Source organism: Bacillus sp. S10(2024) (assembly GCF_050473865.1).
Classification (GTDB): domain Bacteria; phylum Bacillota; class Bacilli; order Bacillales; family Bacillaceae_G; genus Bacillus_A.
Genome location: NZ_JBFLUR010000002.1, coordinates 3,239,793 through 3,261,005 on the forward strand (window position 1 = coordinate 3,239,793; position 21,213 = coordinate 3,261,005).

Below are 21,213 nucleotides of genomic sequence, written 5' to 3' on the forward strand. Positions count from 1 at the left end.
CATAAAAGGAACGACTTTTCTTAATCTAACATTTGAACAAACGGCTTATCTTGTTTTACGTCACGAATAATAATTGCTTCTGGACGGTCTACAGATTTAATTGTAACTTGCACTTTAATATAATTAGGGAAATCGGTAACAGCCCCGGCTACATATTGTGTAAATCCAATGACCTCTGCCTTTCCATTAAACTGAACTGGAATCTCAAGCTTCAATTCTTTTAATTGACCATCTTTATAGAATCCTCTGCCTACAACTGCAGTATAATCACCTGTAAAATACTGCGCTAATTTTGCATTGAAGTTCTTTACACTTGTTGCATCATCACGATAATTCGTTTCTGCTTCATTAGAAGGGAATAAATAATATTTCTCGTCTAAGGCTTTCCAATCGTCTACTTTATCGCTGCCTTTATCAACTGTTGTATATGATAAAAAGGAGCCTGGTACAAGTGAAGATTTTGCTTCCTGTCTGTAAATCGCAAACGTAATCGGAACATTTTTCAAGTCATCTTTTTGGCGCAGAAGTGGTAAGATTTCTTGCGCCATTTTTTGCCCTTGTTCTAGTAATGTTTTATCATCAATTTTTTGTTCACGCGGATAACCGTGTTGCTCTGTATAATAATGAACTGAATTCATCGCAAGGCCGATAACAACTCCGCCTATCTCTGCTTGGTTCTCACCTTTTATTTTTAAGTAATCCTGTTCTAAAATTTGCGATAAATACATTGGACTCTTTTGATTTCTCGCTTCTAGTGTTTCCGGTTCTCCTGGTGGTAGCTCTGGATTTAAACCATTCGGCAATTTTTTCTTCAACGCTTTTTCTAACTCACTTTGCTTCTCGGGTGTACGTTTTCTCTCGATTAATGCTTGTATCGTATCCTTATCTAAATACTTTCCACCTTGAAATATATAATCTTTCGTATCGTATGATTCTTTCGCAATGCGCATTAATCCTGTTTCAAATTCATCAACATCTAAACGGCTATTTAATCCTTTCACAGCTAATCCTCGCGCCGATCCTTTTTCAAAAGGAAGTGCCGTTTTATAATAATCATCTGAAATCGAGTATTTCGAAATAATTGATTTCTCTTTTGAATTCCCTTTTTCTACGATTTTTTCTTCTTTTTTTGGCCCTATACTACATCCACTAAGAAGTAATCCAAGGCTTAACGCTGCTAATATCACTTTTTTCATGGTAACTTTGCACCTCTTAATTATTGAGCTCTTGTAAGAACCTCGCTTCATCCCAAATCTCAACGTTATGTTTTTGTGCTTGCGCTAACTTAGAACCCGCGGCTTCTCCTGCAACGACTAAGTCTGTACTTTTGCTTACACTGCCTGTGACTTTCCCGCCAAGCGCTTCAATTTTCTTTTTCGCTTCACTTCGTCCCATCACTTCTAGTTTTCCTGTTAACACAACTGTTTTTCCTGCAAAATAAGATTCAATGTTTTCTAATTCTGCTCGTTTTATCCCTTTATAAGTCATATTCACACCATATGACTTAAATTGTTGTAATAGCTCTTGTACATCTTCATTATCAAAATACGTAACGATCGATTGCGCCATTTTTTCGCCAATTTCATTAATAGTTGTCAGCTCTTCTTCTGTAGCGTTCACGATGTTATCCATCGTTTCATAATGTTCCGCTAATGTACGAGCGGCTTTTGCTCCAACATGGCGAACCCCAAGACCGAACAGTAATCGTTCTAATGAATTATCTTTGGAAGCTTCAATCGCTTGTACTAGATTTGAAGCAGATTTTTCTCCAAAACGTTCTAGTTGTAATAACTGTTCTTTCGTTAATGTATAAAGATCTGCAAATGTACGAATATAATCCGCATCAAATAACTGCGTAATGACCCGTTCGCCTAGTCCGTCAATATTCATCGCATTACGTGATACAAAGTGAATTAATCCTTCTCGAATTTGTGCCGGGCATGCTGGATTGATACAGCGAAGCGCAACTTCTTCTTCCAAACGAACAAGTTCACTCTCACATGCGGGGCAATGCGTTGGCATACGAAACTCTTCTTCTTCACCTGTGCGGCGGTCTACAATAACATTTACAACTTCAGGAATGATGTCCCCAGCCTTCTTTACAACAACATAGTCGCCAATACGAATATCTTTTTCACGAATTAAATCTTCGTTGTGTAAGGAAGCACGGCGAACAATCGTTCCTGCCACGCGTACTGGCTCTAACTCAGCAGTTGGGGTTACAACACCTGTACGTCCAACGCTTAGTTCAATACCCGTCAGTTTTGTAACAACTTCTTCAGCTGGGAATTTATATGCAATAGCCCATCTTGGACTTTTCGCTGTTGTTCCTAAGCTTTCTTGAAGGGATATATCGTCTACTTTAATAACGATACCATCAATTTCATAATCAAGATGCGGACGTTTTTCTTGCCACTCTTGCACGTAATGAATGACCTCATCAATTGTTTCGCAAACTCGGCGATTCAGGTTCGTTTTAAATCCAAGCTCTCCTAAAAGGTTTAACGATTCACTATGCGACGCAATCGTCTTTCCTTCTAAATTCGTAAGCCCATATACGAATAAAGATAAATTGCGCTTTGCTGCAATTTTTGGATCTAATTGACGCAATGAACCCGCAGCTGCATTTCGTGGGTTCGCAAAGACCGCTTCTCCATTCTGTTCTTTTTCTTCATTTAATTTCACAAATGAACGTTTCGGCATGTACGCTTCTCCGCGCGCTTCTAGCGTCATTTCTTCTGTTAAACGCAGCGGAATCGCTTTAATCGTTTTTAAATTTTGCGTAATATCCTCACCCGTTATACCATCACCACGAGTTGCTCCTTGAACGAAGCGTCCTTTTTCATAATGAAGGGAAACCGCCAGTCCGTCAATTTTTAATTCGCACACATATCTTACATTTTGATCGTCAATTCCTTGACGTACCTTGCGATCAAAATCACGCAAATCACCTTCATTAAAAGCATTTCCTAAACTTAACATCGGGGATTTATGTGTTACTTTCTCAAAAATATCAAGAATCTCTCCGCCAACACGAACGGTTGGAGAGTCTTCTGTAAAAAATTCTGGATGTTCTGTTTCTAATTTGATTAACTCTTGCATATGACGATCATACTCTGCATCTGATACAGATGGCTGATCTAGCACGTGATACTCATAATTAAGTCTATTTAAAATGTCACGAAGCTCTTCAATACGCTTTTGTGCTGCTTCTTTCGACATGACCTCATTCCTTTCTTACACTTTCGTCACTGGCGCAAATTTAGCCATTAATCGTTTAATGCCAATTGGACTTGGGAACGCGATGTCTAACTCTTTCCCATCTCCTTCGCCTTTCACACTCACAACCGTGCCAATCCCCCATTTTTGATGTGATGCTTTATCACCAACTGACCAACCAATTTGCTCACCGCCTGTTGTTTTCACAGCTGGACGAACAACGGCTGAACGGGAACGAACTGTCGTTGTAGTTGTAGGTTTAGACTTCGCACCAAAAGTTTCACGCTTTGGTTTTACTTCATGAAGTGCTTCAATAAGATCCTCAGGAATTTCCGAGATGAAACGTGATTCTTTATTCATGCTCGTTCTACCAAATATCGTTCGCATTTGGGCATTCGTTACGTACAGTTCTTCTTCGGCACGTGTAATTCCAACGTATGCTAAGCGGCGTTCTTCTTGCATTTCATCTTCTTCCATTAAAGAACGAGTATGCGGGAAAATCCCTTCTTCTAATCCTAAAATGAAGACAACCGGGAATTCTAATCCTTTTGCAGAGTGCATTGTCATTAAAATGACTTCTTCACCAGCAGTCGGATCTTCATCTACACGATCAATATCAGCAACAAGTGCTAAATCAGTTAAGAACGCAACAAGACTCTTATCTTCACTCTGTGATTCAAACGTTTGTGTAACAGATAAAAATTCGTCTAAGTTTTCTAAACGTCCCTCTGATTCTAACGTACGTTCATTCTTCAGCGCATCACGGTAACCTGTTTTTTCTAACACTTCTTCTACAAGTTCTGTTACCGATAAATACTCTTGCATGTTTACCCAATTATGAAGCTGCTTTGCAAAATCCGCTACTGTCTTTGCAATTTTTGCACTTACACCGACATGCTCAATTTCGTCTAATACAGCTGTCAATGAAAGACCATTTTGCACGCCATAATTAATAATCTTATCAATAGATGTTGCTCCGACACCACGTTTTGGCACATTAATAATACGTGCAAAGCTAATTTCATCGTCTGGGTTTGCAATTAAACGCAAATACGCCAACATATCTTTAATTTCTTTACGATCATAGAATTTAATACCGCCAACAATTTTGTATGGAATATTTGATTTTAAGAAAATCTCCTCAACCATACGGGACTGAGCATTCGTACGATATAGTACTGCAAAATCTGTATACTTTCGATTTCCCATTTGAATTTCATCACGAATCTTTTTCGCAACAAAATATGCTTCATCTTTTTCAGTTGCAGCGCGGTAATACGAAATTTTACTTCCTACTTGATTATCCGTCCATAACTTCTTCGGTTTACGATTTGTATTATTTTCAATAACCGCATTCGCCGCATGTAAAATACTTTTTGTTGAACGGTAGTTTTGTTCTAATAAAATAACCTGTGCATTGTCATAATCTTTTTCAAATGACAAGATATTCGAAATATCAGCTCCGCGCCAACGATAAATCGATTGATCTGAGTCACCAACTACACAAAGGTTTTTAAAACGCGCTGCCAATTGATTAACAAGAATATACTGAGCACGGTTCGTATCTTGATACTCATCAACGTGAATATATTGGAATTTACGCTGATAAAACTCCAGTACTTCTGGTATCCGTTCAAATAATTGAATAGTCGTCATAATTAAATCATCAAAATCAAGTGCATTATTTTTAAGAAGACGCTTTTGGTATTCTGTATATACATCGCTCGTCAACTTTTCATATGGATCTGCAATTGAGATTTTTTTCGCATATTTTTCTGGAGATAACAATTCATTTTTCGCATTGCTAATTCCCGCAAGAATAGAACGCGGTTCAAACTTCTTCGGATCAACGTTGCGCTCTTTCATAATTTTTTTCACAACTGTTAATTGATCACTTGCATCTAAAATCGTAAAGTTACGATTAATACCAATGCGATCAATATCTCGTCGTAAAATGCGGACACACATAGAGTGGAATGTTGAAATCCAAATATCCTCCGCTTCAGGACCAACAAGTTTATCAATACGCTCACGCATTTCACGTGCCGCTTTATTTGTAAACGTAATTGCAAGTATATTCCACGGTGCAACACCTTTTTCGCCAAGTAAATAAGCAATGCGGTGCGTTAACACACGCGTCTTACCACTACCTGCTCCCGCCATAAGTAACAATGGCCCAGACGTTGCTTGTACAGCTTTTTGTTGCTGCGGATTTAATCCTGTTAATAATTTTTCTGTTATACTCATATATTCGGTCACCTACTCTCCTTTTACAGCTTTTACTGTTGCTAAAGCTTTCTTTATATCTTCATAAACTAAATTTCCAACGACAACTGTATCCGCATATTGTGCCATTTCCTTCGCTTGATCTGCATTTGCAATTCCGCCGCCGTAGTATAATGTTGCACTCTGCAGCTCAGCTTTCACTTTTCTTACAAGCTCCACATCCCCATACGTACCACTGTATTCTAAATAGAAAATTGGTAGGTGAAGAAGTTTATCCGCCATACGCGCATATGCAATCACATCGTCTTCTGATAGTTCACAATTTGCTTCCGTTAACTTTGCTACTTTCGCTTCTGGATTTAACACACAATATCCTTGCATGAAAATTTCATCCCAGTTCATAATATCTCCATATTCTTTCAATGCCGCATGATGAAGGCCTGTTACCCATTCTACCTTCTGACTATTTAATACACTCGGGATGTAATAAAAATCGAATCCTGGTGTAATCGAATCCAACGTTGAAACTTCTAATACACAAGGAACCGCATATCTACGAATGCTTACGAGCATGTGCAATACATTATCAATTGTAATTCCATCGCTTCCGCCCACAATAATAGCGTCCGTTCCTGATTCACAAATAAGCTCTAAATGTTCATCACTTAACTCCTTATTGGGATCAAGTTTAAATACATGTTTCCACTGTGAAATATCGTACATGAAAACACCCTTCCTTTTCTCTAATCATCTTTACACATTCTTTCATTATAACAAAAAATAAGGTACTGACACACGTTCCGTACAACATCTTTTTCTACGTCAAATGTTGGATTGTATATAGGAAAAGCATACAAGGAACAATAACTCTTGAAATGGATAAACCTATTTCAAAGCTGCTGAAAAGGAGTGAATGTCTTGGTCAAGCAAAACATCGGCACAATAAATGCCCTTATTCGTATTACACTTGGTCTTGTATTGCTTAGTTGCAGCACTGCAAAGCTTGTAAGAAAACCATGGTGTACTTGGTCAAAAATTATGCTTTGGGTCGGGGCAATGAGAATCGCAGAAGGCATCATTCGTTTCTGTCCTATTGTCGAAGCATGCAAATTTAGTAAATATATGAACATTCCCGATTTAAAAATTCCAAGCATGGATTTTATGAAGAATGGACAGTCTAATAAACAAGAAGCACATCCTACTTCTCATAAAGACGAGAAGACAAGCCATGGAAGTTATGATGCTTCTGATAAAGAAATTGAGTCTGAACTTGAAAAGGCTCTTCTGTCCAAACCGCTTTGAATCATTTGTCAACATGCAAGATGCTCTCAAAGAAACTTAGCTGCTGCAGTGGGTGGCTAAGTTTTTTTATTTCACCACAAACGAGAACTAATGTTCTATTTGTTGGTTTTTTATTTTTTCTAAAAATTACCACAAAACCTATTGTCACCTTTGATATAAAAGTGATATCATTTTTATATCAAAAGGAGGCGAGATCATGAAAGAAAAACAAGTATTTCATGTAAATGGATTTTTAGGACTGCTTGCAGTTTTAATTTTAATTGGAGTTGGTTTATTAAGTTTTATTAATGAACTATTCGCTATTGGTATTCCCTCTTTTTTATTAGCAGCAATCCTAGCAAGTGGCATTGGCATGGTACAGCCAAACCAAGCAAAAGTGATTACATTTTTCGGTAACTATTTAGGAACCATTCGTGAAAATGGCCTGTTTTTAACAGTTCCATTTGCATTTCGTCAAACCGTTTCACTACGTGTTGAAAACTTTAATAGTAAAAAATTAAAAGTAAACGACGTCGAGGGGAATCCAATTGAAATTGCAGCTGTTGTTGTTTATAAAGTTGTCGACTCAGCAAAAGCAATTTTCGGTGTTGAGCATTATGATGCTTTTGTGGAAATTCAAAGTGAAACAGCAATTCGCCACGTGGCAACGAAATATGCATATGATAATTTCCAAGATGAAAATAGTATTACACTGCGTGGAAACGCAGAAGAAATTTCCGAAGAATTAAAACGCGAATTAGAAGCACGTTTAGAAATTGCAGGAGTGGAAGTAATTGAAACTCGTTTAACACACTTAGCTTACGCAACTGAAATTGCCCATGCAATGCTCCAACGTCAACAAGCGAAAGCAGTATTAGCTGCAAGAAAAGAAATTGTCGAAGGTGCCGTACAAATGGCGAAAGACTCGATTCAAAAGCTAGATGAAGAAGGTATACTTGAGTTAGATGACGAAAGAAAAGCAAACATGGTCAATAACTTACTAGTTGCTATTGTTTCCGATAAAGGGGCGCAACCAGTTATTAATACAGGAAGTCTCTACTAAAGGTTGTAGGTAATCATGGCAAAAAAGAAAAGCTTCCCATTACGAATCGATCCCGAATTGTACGCAGTTATTGAAAAATGGGCAAACGACGAATTTCGAAGTGTAAATGCTCACATTGAATATTTACTTCGCGAGATGGCAAAGCAAAAAGGTAAGATAAAAAAAGAGTCCTAACTTTTTAATGAGTAGGACTCTTTTTCCTTTTAGAGGTATCACAATTATTTATTGCCAAACATTTTATCTATTGATTTTGAGTTTGCAAGCAATGCTTCTTGTAATTTTTCATCAGAAACAATTTTATAGTTGCCATCCTTGTCTTTCTTTTTGCAAAATTAAAATAAGACCTCAAAGCGAAATGTATTTTCACTTTGAGGTCTTCTATCATTGCCAGCATCTAAAGAGTCTGGCCAATCGCCCGGTACCCAATATCATTACGATAAAATAAACCGTCGCTTTCAATTTTTGCTATTTCTTTATACACTTTATCTTTCGCTGTTTGTAAGTCTTTTTCTCTACATGCAACAAACAACACACGGCCACCGTTCGTTACAAATTCCCCGTCTTTCATATCTGTTCCTGAGTGAAATACAATTACATCTTCTAATGTTTCTATACCTTTAATTACCGTGCCTTTTTCATAGCTTTCTGGATATCCTTTAGAAGCTAGTACAACACCAATTACTGCTTCTTCAGACCACTCTAAAGAAAGCTCTTCCCCATCTAATACGTGGTTACATACATCCACTAAATCACTTTCTAAACGAGGTAAGATTACTTCTGTTTCTGGGTCGCCAAAGCGCGCATTGAATTCAATTACTTTCGGACCTTCACTTGTTAAAATAAGCCCTGCGTATAAAATCCCTGTAAAAGAACGTCCTTCTTGTATCATTGCCGCAGCTGTCGGATATAAGATGGTTTCAATTGCTTGTTCTACTGCTGACTGCGGAATTTGCGGTACCGGAGAATAGGCACCCATCCCACCTGTATTTGGTCCTTTATCACCGTCAAAAGCACGTTTATGATCTTGCGCAATGACCATTGGGTATACAGTTGTTCCGTTGACAAATGCCATAAGCGAAAACTCTTGTCCATCTAAAAACTCTTCAATCACAACCTTTTTGCTAGCCTCTCCAAACTTCACATCTTGCAGCATTTCTTTTACAGCTTGCAATGCTTCTTCTAACGTCATAGCAACTGTTACACCTTTACCAGCTGCTAATCCATCTGCTTTAATAACGATTGGTGCGCCAACGTCTTCAATGTATGCTACCGCTTCTTCATAGTTTGTGAACGTCTCATATGCAGCTGTTGGAATATCATATTTTTTCATAAGCTCTTTCGTAAAAGCTTTACTTCCTTCAATAACAGCTGCTGCTTTGTTCGGACCAAAAACACGAAGACCTGCTTCTTCAAAGCGATCAACAATCCCGTTCATAAGCGGAATTTCCGGTCCAACAAATGTTAAATCAACGTTATTTTCTTTTGCGAAAGCAATAAGTGCGTCAAAATTATTTTCATCAATCGCTACAGGCGTTGCGACATCTTTCATCCCTTCATTTCCTGGTGCCACATATACAGTCTCTACTTGCTTTGATCCTGCAAACTTCCACGCTAACGCATGCTCACGTCCACCACGGCCAATTACTAAAACATTCATATTTCATCCTCCATTATTCAAGTTAAAATCCAGCCTCTTCGCGATATATCGGCGAAAATGGTGCATTTATCGACGCTTCGACACGCAAGCTGGATCATATTCAAAAGTAGAAGAAGATGACCCAAAAGTGGATTTTTGGTCATCTCCTTCGTCTCTAAATTAATGTTTGAAATGACGTACGCCAGTGAATACCATTGCAATGCCGTACTCGTCTGCTTTTTGAATGGAATCTTCATCACGAATGGATCCGCCTGGTTGAATAATTGCTGTAATGCCGGCTTTAGCCGCTTCTTCTACTGTATCTGGCATTGGGAAATATGCATCAGATGCAAGTGCGCTTCCTTGTGCTTTCTCACCCGCTTGTGTAATGGAAATTTTTGCTGAGCCAACGCGGTTCATTTGACCTGCACCAACACCGATTGTCATGTTATCTTTCGCTAAAACAATCGCATTAGATTTTACGTGTTTTACAACTTTCCAAGCTAATTTCAAATCGTTCCATTCTTGCTCTGTTGGTTCACGTTTTGTCGGAATTGTGATTGTCGCATCTTCTAGCGCTAATGTGTCCTCTTCTTGTACAAGCAAACCGCCTTGGATAGAAGTTAACTTCTTACTAGCTGCCCTAACTTTAGCAATATCAACAGTTAGCAAACGTAAGTTTTTCTTACTTTGTAGCACTTCTAAAGCTTCTTCTGAGAAAGAAGGTGCGATAATGATTTCCAAGAAAATTTCATGCAGTTTTTCTGCCGTTGCTTTGTCAATTTCACGGTTTGCTGCAATAATGCCGCCAAAAATTGATACTGAATCTGCTTCGTAAGCACGTGTATATGCTTCATGAATATCAGCCCCAACGCCAACACCGCACGGATTCATATGTTTTACAGCAACAACTGCTGGCTCTGTAAATTCTTTCACGATGCTAAGAGCTGCATCTGCGTCATTGATGTTATTATAAGATAGTTCTTTACCATGTAATTGCTCTGCATAAGCAACAGAAGAAGTTGCTGCAAATGGTGCTTTATAAAATGCTGCTTTTTGATGCGGGTTTTCGCCGTAACGTAAATTTTGTTTTTTCTCAAATGTAACAGTTAACGTTTCAGGGCTTTCTTCTCCTGTTTGTTCTGTTAAATAGGTTGAGATTAATGCATCATATGCTGCTGTATGACGGAATACTTTTGCTGCTAATTTACGTTTTGTTTCTTTTGAAACGTCTCCGCTTCCTTTTAGTTCTCCTAATACAACATCGTAGTCTGTTGGATCTACAATAACCGTTACAAACTCGTGGTTTTTCGCAGCAGAACGAATCATTGTTGGTCCGCCGATATCAATATTTTCAATTGCATCAACAAATGTTACATCTGGCTTTGCAATTGTTTCTTTAAATGGATATAAGTTTACAACAACAAAGTCAATCGGCTGAATGCCAAGTTCATTCATTTGCTCCATATGCGTTTCGTTATCACGTACAGCAAGAAGTCCCCCATGAATGTTTGGATGTAATGTTTTCACTCGACCGTCCATAATCTCTGGAAAACCTGTTACTTCAGAAATACCAATTACTTGTAATCCGTTTTCTTCCAGTAATTTTTTCGTTCCACCTGTTGAAATAACCTCAATACCTTGCTCAAGTAATCCTTTTACAAATTCTACAACTCCAGCTTTATTTGAAACACTTACTAATGCACGCTTTTTCATTTATTCTCCACCCCTAGTTGTATTAAATTGCTGCTCTTATGACCTTACTTCAGAATGTAATAAAGATTTCACCGTATCCACGTACAATCTATGTTCGACAAGTTGAATTTTCTTTTGTAAACTTTCCCGTGTATCATGTTCAGAAACTGTTACTGCTTCTTGTGTGATAATTGGCCCAGTGTCCATCCCTGCATCAACGTAATGGATTGTAACACCTGTTACTTTCACACCATATTCAATTGCTTGTCCAACTGCATCTTTTCCAGGAAAGCTTGGCAATAGTGAAGGATGAATATTAACGATTCTCCCTTCATAAGCAGTTAACAATGTCGGACCAATTAAACGCATATACCCCGCTAAAATAATCCAATCAATCTCGTATTCTTGCAATTTCTTTACTATTTCTTGTTCGAATGCTTCCTTTGATTCATACGCTTTCGCTGAAAAGGAAAAGCAAGAAACATGATGATGATTTGCGCGCTCTATAACACGTGCGCCTGGCTGATCGCATACAAGCAAACTAAGCTGCGCATCTAACCCTCCAGCTTCTACTGCATCCACAAGCGCCTGAAAATTAGAACCGCTTCCTGAAGCAAAAACTGCTAAACGGCTCATAGTACTGCTCCTCCAGCGAAAGTAACACCTGAACCTTTCACAGTGCGTCCGATGATACGAGCTGTTTCCCCGTGTTCTTCTAGAAGTTTCATAGCACCTTCTGCATCTTCTTCTTTGACTGCTACTACCATACCAATACCCATGTTAAAAATATTGAACATTTCTTCTTTCTTTAATTGACCAACTTCTTGCAGTAACTCAAAAATTGGATGAACTGTCCAAGAACCCAGTTCAATTTGTGCTCCAATACCTTCTGGCAACATACGTGGAATATTTTCAATAAATCCACCGCCAGTAATGTGAGCCATACCAGTTACGTTATATTTCTTCAATAGTTCTAAAATAGGTTTGACATAAATTTTTGTTGGCGTTAATAATTCTTCACCAAGTGGTAGTTCTAAACGACCATAAATACGGTCAAGTGAAAGCTGTCCATCCTCTAGTAATACTTTACGGACAAGAGAATAGCCATTACTATGAATTCCGCTAGAAGCAAGTCCGATTAATACTTGATTCTCTTCAATAGATTGTCCTGTAACAATCTTCTTTTTATCAACAATACCAACTGTAAAACCAGCTAAATCGTATTCTTCCTCAGAATACATCCCCGGCATTTCAGCTGTTTCCCCGCCGATTAATGAACAACCAGCTTGACGGCATCCTTCTGCAATTCCTTTGACGATGTTTTCAATTTTACTAGGTTCTGCCTTACCGCAAGCAATATAATCAAGGAAAAAGAGCGGCTCTGCCCCTTGCACAACAATGTCATTTACACACATTGCAACTGCATCGATGCCGATTGTGTCATGTTTGTCCATCATGAAAGCGAGCATTAATTTTGTTCCTACACCATCTGTTCCAGATACTAATACTGGCTCTTCTAATGCAAATTTTGAAAGATCAAACATTCCTCCAAAACCACCTAACCCGCCTAGCACTTCTTTTCTCATCGTTGTTTGCACGTGTTTTTTCATGCGAGATACCGCTTCATATCCAGCTTCAATATCTACTCCTGCTTGCTTATATGCATTCGCCATCGTTTCTATACACCTCGTCTTTTTATACTGAAAGAATTTCTCCCGCCTACTGGGCAGTAACTGTAAGAAAAAGCGAGCTTCTACACAGCACATAGTAGAAGCTGCTATCTTGTGCTTTATTTCATACTTGCTAAAAGCTCTTGCTCATAATCATAAAGAGCCGTCGGATAATCCCCATTAAAGTAAGCCATACATAAACCGCCATATTTCCCTTCATACGGGCGGCCAATTGCATCAATTAAGCTCTCTTCACTTAAAAATGTTAAAGAGTCTGCTCCAATGATTTCACGGATTTCTTCTATTGAGTGATTTGCTGCAATTAATTCTTTTCTTGTTTGAATGTCAATTCCATAAAAGCACGGATACTTAAGAGGCGGCGAAGCAATTCTTACATGCACTTCTGTTGCCCCAGCCTCGCGCAGCATACGAACAATTCGCTTGCTTGTTGTACCACGCACAATAGAGTCATCAATCATAACGACACGTTTTCCTTCAACAACACCGCGTACTGCTGAAAGTTTCATTTTTACCCCTTGTTCACGCAGTTCTTGAGAAGGTTGAATAAACGTACGTCCAACATAACGATTTTTAATTAACCCTAACTCATAAGGAATTCCCGTTGCTTCTGCATAGCCGATTGCCGCTGAAATACTAGAATCAGGTACACCAGTTACAACATCTGCTTCAACCGGAGCTTCCTTTGCTAACAATTTCCCCATATTTTTACGTGCTGCATGAACGTTAACACCAGCAATGTTTGAATCAGGACGCGCAAAGTAAATGTACTCCATGCTGCAAATGGCATGTTCTACATCATTTGTAAAACGATCTGCATGAATTCCTTCATCATTTATGATAAGTAATTCTCCAGGCTCTACATCCCGAATGTATGTTGCCCCAACTACATCAAAGGCACATGTTTCAGATGCTACAACGTATGCATCTCCCATCTTTCCAATCGAAAGCGGACGGAATCCATTTGGATCTAATGCAACAATCATTTCGTTTCCTGTTAATAATAAATAGGCAAAAGCACCTTTTACTTTGTTTAATGCATCTTTTACACTTTCAATTAATGTACCTTTTGTATTGCGTTTAATTAGATGAAGTAATACTTCTGTATCCGAACTTGTTTGAAAAATACTTCCCTCTGCCTCTAATTCACGGCGAAGCATTTTAGCATTAATTAAATTACCGTTATGAGCTAGTGCCATACTATGGTCTGAAAAACGAAATAACAGTGGTTGAACATTCGCAACTTCTGCGCCGCCTGCTGTTGCATAACGAACGTGCCCAATCGCTGATTTTCCGTTTAAACCATCTAACTCACCGCGTGAAAACACTTCTGATATTAAACCAAGCCCTCTATGACCAGTGATTTTCTCCCCATTATTTACAACAATGCCAGCGCCTTCTTGACCACGGTGCTGCAAGCTATGCAACCCATAATACGCAACTTGTGCTGCATTTTCATGCCCCCAAATTCCGAAAACGCCGCATTCTTCATTTAGCCCCTTTATTTCATTAAGCATGGAATAGCCCCTTTCCAAGCCGTTCTCATTTCATCAACATCCGCTGTAAGCAACACTTCTTTTTCTTCATTACGAATTATTAATTGATTTGTATTTGTTACTTCCCCAACACAAAGTGCGTCTACCATATTTTCAAACGCTTCTTTTTGCTCGCGTGTTACTGTAACAACAAAGCGAGATTGTGATTCTGCAAATAACATTGCTGTCGCTTCTCCAGCCAACTTCACGTCTGCACCTAATCCGTTTGCCCCCATTGCACTTTCTGCGAAAGCAACTGCTAATCCGCCTTCTGCAACGTCATGCGCTGATTGTACAAGTCCCTCTTGAATCGCTACTAATAATTGCTGTTGACGTTTTTCTTCTACTTCTAAATCGATGCTTGGTGCCTGACCGAAAATCTCCCCGTGCACCATCTTTTGCAATTCACTACCACCAAACTCTGCTTTCGTTTCACCGATTACATAAACGAGGTCACCAGCTTGCTTGAACTCTTGCGTTGTTACATGCTTTACATCATGCACAAGTCCAACCATACCAACAGTTGGTGTTGGGTATACTGCTTCCCCACTGCGTTCATTGTACATTGATACGTTTCCACCAATAACAGGAGTATTTAACGTACGGCATGCTTCACTCATTCCATCTACTGACTTCTCAATTTGCCAAAAGATTTCTGGCTTTTCAGGGTTACCAAAGTTTAAGCAATCTGTAATTGCAAGCGGCTCACCGCCAGAACATACAATATTACGAGCTGCTTCTGCTACAGCAATTTTCCCGCCTACTTCTGGGTCTAAATAAATGTAGCGAGAGTTACAATCCGTTGTCATCGCTAATGCTTTATTTGTTCCGCGAACACGAACAACCGCTGCGTCAGACCCTGGTGTAACAACTGTACTTGTACGTACTTGGTAATCGTATTGATCATATACCCACTCTTTACTTGCAATCGTTGGTTGTTGCAATAAAGATAGTAATGTTTCTTTATAATTTTCCACTTTTGGTGTTTCCATCTTCATTTGTTGGAACTCTGCAAAATACGCAGCCTCTTTTGAAGGCTTATGATAAACTGGTGCTTCCTCTGCTAATGCATCAGCTGGCACTTCCGCAACCATTTCCCCTTTATGGAATAAACGAAGCATTTTATCTTCTGTTACTTTTCCCATTACTACTGCTGCAAGGCCATATTTTTCAAATAGCTCTACAATCTCTTGTTCTCTACCTTTTTTCACGACGATTAACATACGTTCTTGTGATTCTGAAAGCATCATCTCGTACGGTGTCATGCCTGTTTCACGCTGCGGTACATCATCTAAATACATTTCAATACCCATACCTGCTTTACTTGCCATCTCTGCAGAAGATGATGTTAATCCTGCCGCTCCCATATCTTGAATGCCGACAAGTGCATCAGATTTGATTAATTCTAAGCATGCTTCAATTAAAAGCTTCTCCATAAATGGATCGCCTACTTGCACCGCTGGGCGTTTTGCATCGGAATCCTCAGATAGCTCTTCTGACGCAAATGTTGCACCGTGAATACCATCGCGACCTGTTGCTGCTCCAACATACATGACTGTATTACCAGCACCGTGTGCTTGCCCTTTTTTAATATCTTCATGGTTAATTAATCCAACGCACATTGCGTTTACAAGCGGATTTCCTTCATAGCATGGGTCGAACTGTACTTCTCCGCCAACAGTTGGAATACCGATGCAGTTACCGTATCCTGCAATACCCGCTACAACTTCTTCAAATAAATATTTTACGCGCGGTGATTGTAGCTCACCGAAGCGAAGTGAATTTAACATAGCAATTGGACGTGCTCCCATAGAAAACACATCACGGATAATACCGCCAACCCCTGTCGCTGCACCTTGATACGGTTCAATTGCAGATGGATGGTTATGACTTTCCATCTTAAATACTACCGCTTGATTATCACCGATATCTACGATTCCAGCGCCTTCACCAGGACCTTGCAGTACACGTTCACCAGTCGTTGGAAACTTACGAAGAACTGGCTTTGAATTTTTATAGCTACAATGCTCTGACCACATAACAGAGAACAATCCTGTTTCTGTATAGTTTGGCAGACGTCCTAAAATCTTTTCAACCATGGCAAACTCTTCGTCTGTTAATCCCATTTCCGCATAAATGCGTTGTTCTTTAATTTGAGTTGGATTTGGTTCAAGCAGTAACGACATATGTTTCCCTCCAATGTTTCAAAATAGATTGAAATACTTTTAGACCATCCGCTCCTCCAAGTAATTCATCAACAGCACGTTCTGGATGCGGCATCATACCAAGTACATTTCCTTGCTCATTTACAATCCCTGCAATATCTGAAACGCTTCCGTTTGGATTCTCTACATAACGGAAGACAATTTGATTATTTTCTTCTAACTGTTTCAATGTTGTTTCATCACAGTAGTAGTTTCCTTCACCATGAGCGATCGGAATATCGATCATTTCATCTTTCTCATATTGTGATGTAAACATTGTTGTATTATTTTCAACACGAAGCTGAACAGTACGGCACATGAACTTTAAGTTTTTATTGCGAATTAATGCGCCTGGTAACAGTCCAGACTCTACTAAAATTTGAAATCCGTTACATACACCTAAGATTGGTTTTCCTGCTTCAGCTGCTTTTTGTACACCTTTCATTGCATTTGCAAAGCGGGAAATTGCTCCGCAACGAAGGTAATCTCCGTAAGAGAAACCACCTGGTAGTAAAATTGCATCGTACTGATCTAAGTTTTCTTCACTATGCCAAACGTAGTCTACATCTTGGCCAAGCTCATCTTTAATTGCATGAAACATATCTACGTCACAATTCGAACCTGGAAAAACGATTACGGCAAATTTCACTGCGCGACAACCTCCTCAACTTCATAGCGATAATCTTCAATCACTACATTCGTTAATAATTTTTCGCACATTTCTTTTACCATTGCATCAATATCTGTAACTGATTTATCAATTGTTAGTTCCATATATTTACCAATACGAACATCTTGTACTTCTGTAAAGGAAAGACTATGAAGTGCTCCTTTTACTGCTGTTCCTTGTGGATCTAATACACTTTCTCTTAACGTGACATATACCTTTACTTTATACATGTGAAGCTCCCCCTAATCGTTTTAAAATCTCTTCATAAGCATCTGTTAAATTACCAAGATCGCGGCGAAATACATCTTTATCAAATTTTTCATTGCTCGTTTCATCCCATAAACGACATGTATCTGGTGAAATCTCGTCCGCTAATAAAATTTCTCCTTCTTCTGTTACACCGAACTCTAATTTAAAATCTATTAACCTTACACGACAGCTTGCGAAATACTCAATCAATACTTGATTGATTTGTAGAGCTTTTTCTCGTAATATACTTACTTGCTCTGGTGTTGCAACGTTTAGCACACGAATATGATCATCTGTTACAAGAGGATCTCCTAAATCATCATCTTTGTAGTAAAATTCGACGATTGGTGTTGTAAGTACAGTACCTTCTTCCATACCTAGTCGTTTTGAAAGACTACCCGCAATCACATTTCTTGTGACAACTTCTAATGGAATAATGCTTACTTTTTTTACAATTTGCTCTGTTTCTGATATTTTCTCAACAAAGTGTGTTTTAATTCCCACTTCTTGTAACTTTCTGAATAAAAGAGTTGTAATCTCGTTGTTCAGACGACCTTTTCCTGTAATCGTCGCTTTCTTTTCCCCATTGAAAGCAGTGGCACTATCTTTATACTCTACCCAAACCATATCTGCTGAATCTGTACGATAAATTCTTTTTGCTTTACCTTCATACAGCAATTCTAGCTTTTGCATTTCGCAAGCCCCCTGTAGTTTGAAAAATGTGAATAGTATGTTTATAAAGAATGGCACAGAATGAAATGATTCTGTGCCATATAAAATTATCAGTTTAAGCCAAGACGTTCAAAAATTGTATCAACATGTTGCAGGTGATGTTCATAGTTGAAACATTCATTGATTTCTTCTTGTGTTAATTTGCTTGTAATACGCTCGTCAGCTTCTACAAGCTCTTTAAACTGTACTTGTGTTTCCCACGCTTCCATCGCTTTAGGCTGTACGATATCATAAGCTTCTTCACGTACCATACCTTTGTCGATTAACGTAAGCATTACGCGCTGAGAATAAATTAAACCATATGTTCGTGTCATATTGCGTTTCATATTTTCTGGGAATACCGTTAAGTTTTTCACGATATTACCAAAGCGATTTAACATGTAATTTAATGCAATCGTTGCATCTGGTAAAATAATACGTTCCGCAGATGAATGTGAAATATCACGTTCATGCCATAATGGAACATTCTCGTAAGATGTCATCATATAACCACGGATAACACGAGCTAAACCAGTCATATTTTCAGAACCGATTGGATTTCGTTTATGTGGCATTGCAGAAGAACCTTTTTGTCCTTTCGCAAAAGACTCTTCCACTTCACGTGTTTCACTCTTTTGCAGGCCGCGAATCTCAACTGCCATTTTCTCAATAGATGTTGCGATTAATGCAAGTGTTGACATGTAATGTGCATGACGATCACGTTGCAATGTTTGTGTTGAAATCGGCGCTGCTTCTAACCCTAAGTTTTCACAAACATATTTTTCTACGAATGGATTAATGTTCGCGAATGTACCAACTGCACCAGACAATTTACCAACGCGAACTGTATCAGCTGCTTGTTTAAAACGTTCTAAGTTACGTTTCATTTCTTCATACCAAAGACCAAGTTTCAAACCAAATGTTGTTGGTTCTGCATGAACACCGTGCGTTCTTCCCATCATAATTGTGTATTTATGTTCTTTTGCTTTGTTAGCTAAAATAGTAATGAAATTTTCTAAGTCGTTTAGTAGAATTTCATTTGCTTGTTTTAAGATATAAGATAAAGCCGTATCTACTACGTCTGTAGATGTTAAGCCGTAATGTACCCATTTACGCTCTTCACCGAGTGTTGGTGTTTCAGATACTGCACGCGTAAATGCTACAACATCGTGACGCGTTTCTTGTTCAATTTCATAAATACGATCAATATCGAAAGATGCATTTTCACGAAGCTTTTTCACATCTTCTTTCGGAATATCGCCAAGCTCAGCCCATGCTTCACAAGCTAAGATTTCAACTTCTAACCATGCTTTAAATTTGTTTTCTTCCGTCCAAATCGCACCCATCTCAGGGCGTGTATAACGACTAATCATCTTTTTCCCTCCAACAGTTGTTCTTGATGGTCCCAAATATGCAAACTTTGCGCTTTTTCTAGAGCGTCTTCAATATTTTCGTTTAAAATATTTAGATGCCCCATTTTACGCTGCGTTTTTGCTTCTTCTTTTCCATATAAATGCAAGTAACACCCGGTTAATCTATTCACTTGCTTTAGGACTCCTTCTATATGTTCGCCTAAAATGTTTACCATGACAACTGGTTTTAGCAAAATTGTTTCTCCAAGAGGTAAATTACAGATTGCTCGGATATGTTGTCCGAATTGACTGATTTCACAAGCATCAATTGTATAGTGCCCAGAATTGTGCGGTCTTGGTGCTAACTCATTGATATAAATGTCACCATTTGCTGTAGCAAACATCTCTACCGCTAGTGTTCCCACCAGTTTTAACTCATCCGCTAATCTTTCTGCATATTGAATACCTTGTTGTGATAACGCATGTGGAATACGAGCCGGAACGATTGATTCGTGTAAAATATTATTCACATGAATATTTTCGGCTACTGGGAATACTTTCGTTTCACCATTTACACTACGTGTAACAATGACGGAAATTTCTTTTTCAAATAAAACCCACTTCTCTAAAATGCATTCAGCTTGATTAACAAGTTCCATCGCTTTCGCAACATCAGCTTCACTTTTTAGGACAACTTGCCCTTTCCCATCATATCCTCCTGTTGTTGTCTTCAACACGCAGGGAAAGGAAAATTCAGCAACTGCCTCTAAAAGGTCTTCTTGCTTCTGAACGAGTCTGTAAGGCGCTACTGGTAAACCCGCTTTCACAATTGCATTTTTTTCTGTATAACGGTTTTGCGTTGTATATAATAACTGACTGCCTTGCGGTAAATACGCATGCTTTTCAAGCCACTGTAGGCAGTTATAATCAATATTCTCAAATTCATATGTTACAACATCGCTTATCTCTGCTAAATAATGAATCGCTTTCAAATCATCGTACGGTGCCACAATTTCAATGTCGGCAACTTGTGCACACGATGAAGACTTTGCTGGATCTAATACTGCAATTTTATATCCCATTTCTTTTGCAGCAATCGCCATCATTCTGCCAAGCTGTCCTCCGCCAATAATACCAATCATTTGTCCAGGTAAGATCGTTTTTATCACTGCAGCTCACTACCTTCTCGCACATTTTTTTCAATTGCTTCTCGTCTTAGTTCTAATGCATCGTATATATCATCATGAGACGATCCTAACATTTGTGCGGCAAGTAAACCTGCATTAGTCGCCCCGGCTTTTCCAATCGCGACAGTCGCAACTGGTACACCTCCTGGCATTTGAACAATAGATAGTAACGAATCTAAACCGTTTAACGCTTTCGACTGAACAGGAACACCGATGACAGGAATATTTGTTTTTGCAGCAACCATTCCTGGTAAATGAGCGGCTCCACCTGCTCCAGCAATAATAACTTTTAACCCACGTTCACGAGCTGTTTCTGCATATTCAAACATATAATCTGGAGTCCGATGAGCCGATACAACTTTCTTCTCATACGGAATATTTAATTCTTCTAATATTTCACAAGCATACTTCATTGTTTCCCAGTCTGACGTGCTTCCCATAATGATCCCAACTAGTGGTTTCATATTAGAATCCCCCCGATTCAAATAAAAAAAGCC

At 38.8% G+C, this 21,213-nt stretch carries 19 protein-coding genes; 3 read left to right on the plus strand and 16 right to left on the minus strand.

Features of this window, described 5'->3' with window-relative positions:
* Positions 1–20: 20 nt before the first annotated feature.
* From AB1280_RS16395 to AB1280_RS16410, 4 genes are read right to left on the minus strand one after another with little or no spacing between them, the layout of a single operon-like run.
* Positions 21–1,196 (minus strand): CamS family sex pheromone protein, encoded by a 1,176-nt coding sequence (locus tag AB1280_RS16395; RefSeq protein WP_272188755.1) that lies wholly within the window; start codon positions 1,194–1,196, stop codon positions 21–23.
* Positions 1,197–1,212: 16 nt separating this feature from the next.
* Positions 1,213–3,222 carry an NAD-dependent DNA ligase LigA gene (gene ligA / locus AB1280_RS16400; RefSeq protein WP_429756484.1) on the minus strand — a complete coding sequence of 670 codons (2,010 nt, stop codon included), beginning with the start codon at positions 3,220–3,222 and terminating at the stop codon, positions 1,213–1,215.
* A gap of 15 nt (positions 3,223–3,237) precedes the next feature.
* Positions 3,238–5,478 (minus strand): DNA helicase PcrA, encoded by a 2,241-nt coding sequence (pcrA, locus tag AB1280_RS16405; RefSeq protein WP_429756485.1) that lies wholly within the window; start codon positions 5,476–5,478, stop codon positions 3,238–3,240.
* Complete coding sequence (locus AB1280_RS16410; protein ID WP_429756486.1) at positions 5,479–6,168, minus strand: heptaprenylglyceryl phosphate synthase; 690 nt, start codon at positions 6,166–6,168, stop codon at positions 5,479–5,481.
* Between the two features lie 195 nt (positions 6,169–6,363).
* On the opposite strand from AB1280_RS16410, the gene AB1280_RS16415 reads away from it, so the two are divergent.
* The 3 genes from AB1280_RS16415 (at position 6,364) to AB1280_RS16425 (ending at position 7,963) form a co-directional block, all read left to right on the plus strand.
* Positions 6,364–6,747 carry a YgaP family membrane protein gene (locus tag AB1280_RS16415; RefSeq protein ID WP_429756487.1) on the plus strand — a complete coding sequence of 128 codons (384 nt, stop codon included), beginning with the start codon at positions 6,364–6,366 and terminating at the stop codon, positions 6,745–6,747.
* A gap of 196 nt (positions 6,748–6,943) precedes the next feature.
* Positions 6,944–7,789 carry an SPFH domain-containing protein gene (locus tag AB1280_RS16420; RefSeq protein WP_272188750.1) on the plus strand — a complete coding sequence of 282 codons (846 nt, stop codon included), beginning with the start codon at positions 6,944–6,946 and terminating at the stop codon, positions 7,787–7,789.
* A gap of 15 nt (positions 7,790–7,804) precedes the next feature.
* Positions 7,805–7,963 carry a toxin-antitoxin system HicB family antitoxin gene (locus AB1280_RS16425; protein WP_098916934.1) on the plus strand — a complete coding sequence of 53 codons (159 nt, stop codon included), beginning with the start codon at positions 7,805–7,807 and terminating at the stop codon, positions 7,961–7,963.
* Between the two features lie 220 nt (positions 7,964–8,183).
* Here AB1280_RS16425 and purD read toward each other — a convergent pair whose 3' ends face one another.
* The 12 genes from purD to purE all read right to left on the minus strand — a co-directional run bounded on the left by purD (position 8,184) and on the right by purE (position 21,180).
* Positions 8,184–9,446, minus strand: coding sequence for a phosphoribosylamine--glycine ligase (gene purD, locus AB1280_RS16430; RefSeq protein WP_272188749.1), 1,263 nt, complete (start codon positions 9,444–9,446; stop codon positions 8,184–8,186).
* A gap of 159 nt (positions 9,447–9,605) precedes the next feature.
* Entirely contained in the window at positions 9,606–11,141 is a 1,536-nt protein-coding gene (gene purH / locus AB1280_RS16435) for a bifunctional phosphoribosylaminoimidazolecarboxamide formyltransferase/IMP cyclohydrolase (RefSeq protein WP_429756488.1), read from the minus strand.
* A gap of 36 nt (positions 11,142–11,177) precedes the next feature.
* A complete protein-coding gene (purN, locus tag AB1280_RS16440; RefSeq protein WP_429756489.1) occupies positions 11,178–11,756 on the minus strand; it encodes a phosphoribosylglycinamide formyltransferase in 579 nt (192 codons plus the stop codon).
* A complete protein-coding gene (gene purM / locus AB1280_RS16445; RefSeq protein WP_429756490.1) occupies positions 11,753–12,793 on the minus strand; it encodes a phosphoribosylformylglycinamidine cyclo-ligase in 1,041 nt (346 codons plus the stop codon). The genes purN and purM overlap by 4 nt, the downstream gene beginning before the upstream one ends.
* Positions 12,794–12,909: 116 nt before the next feature.
* Positions 12,910–14,325: an amidophosphoribosyltransferase gene (gene purF / locus AB1280_RS16450; protein ID WP_272188745.1), complete on the minus strand. Its 1,416-nt coding sequence runs from the start codon at positions 14,323–14,325 to the stop codon at positions 12,910–12,912.
* Positions 14,310–16,529 carry a phosphoribosylformylglycinamidine synthase subunit PurL gene (gene purL, locus AB1280_RS16455; RefSeq protein ID WP_429756491.1) on the minus strand — a complete coding sequence of 740 codons (2,220 nt, stop codon included), beginning with the start codon at positions 16,527–16,529 and terminating at the stop codon, positions 14,310–14,312. Before purL ends, purF begins: the two co-directional genes overlap by 16 nt.
* Entirely contained in the window at positions 16,513–17,196 is a 684-nt protein-coding gene (purQ, locus tag AB1280_RS16460; protein ID WP_429756492.1) for a phosphoribosylformylglycinamidine synthase subunit PurQ, read from the minus strand. The genes purL and purQ overlap by 17 nt, the downstream gene beginning before the upstream one ends.
* Positions 17,193–17,447: a phosphoribosylformylglycinamidine synthase subunit PurS gene (purS, locus tag AB1280_RS16465; RefSeq protein ID WP_098309204.1), complete on the minus strand. Its 255-nt coding sequence runs from the start codon at positions 17,445–17,447 to the stop codon at positions 17,193–17,195. The genes purQ and purS overlap by 4 nt, the downstream gene beginning before the upstream one ends.
* Positions 17,440–18,159 carry a phosphoribosylaminoimidazolesuccinocarboxamide synthase gene (purC, locus tag AB1280_RS16470; RefSeq protein ID WP_429756493.1) on the minus strand — a complete coding sequence of 240 codons (720 nt, stop codon included), beginning with the start codon at positions 18,157–18,159 and terminating at the stop codon, positions 17,440–17,442. Before purC ends, purS begins: the two co-directional genes overlap by 8 nt.
* An 89-nt stretch (positions 18,160–18,248) precedes the next feature.
* Complete coding sequence (gene purB / locus AB1280_RS16475; protein ID WP_429756494.1) at positions 18,249–19,550, minus strand: adenylosuccinate lyase; 1,302 nt, start codon at positions 19,548–19,550, stop codon at positions 18,249–18,251.
* Positions 19,547–20,698 (minus strand): 5-(carboxyamino)imidazole ribonucleotide synthase, encoded by a 1,152-nt coding sequence (purK, locus tag AB1280_RS16480; protein ID WP_272188738.1) that lies wholly within the window; start codon positions 20,696–20,698, stop codon positions 19,547–19,549. Before purK ends, purB begins: the two co-directional genes overlap by 4 nt.
* A complete protein-coding gene (purE, locus tag AB1280_RS16485; RefSeq protein WP_272188737.1) occupies positions 20,695–21,180 on the minus strand; it encodes a 5-(carboxyamino)imidazole ribonucleotide mutase in 486 nt (161 codons plus the stop codon). The genes purK and purE overlap by 4 nt, the downstream gene beginning before the upstream one ends.
* Between the last annotated feature and the right edge of the window lie 33 nt (positions 21,181–21,213).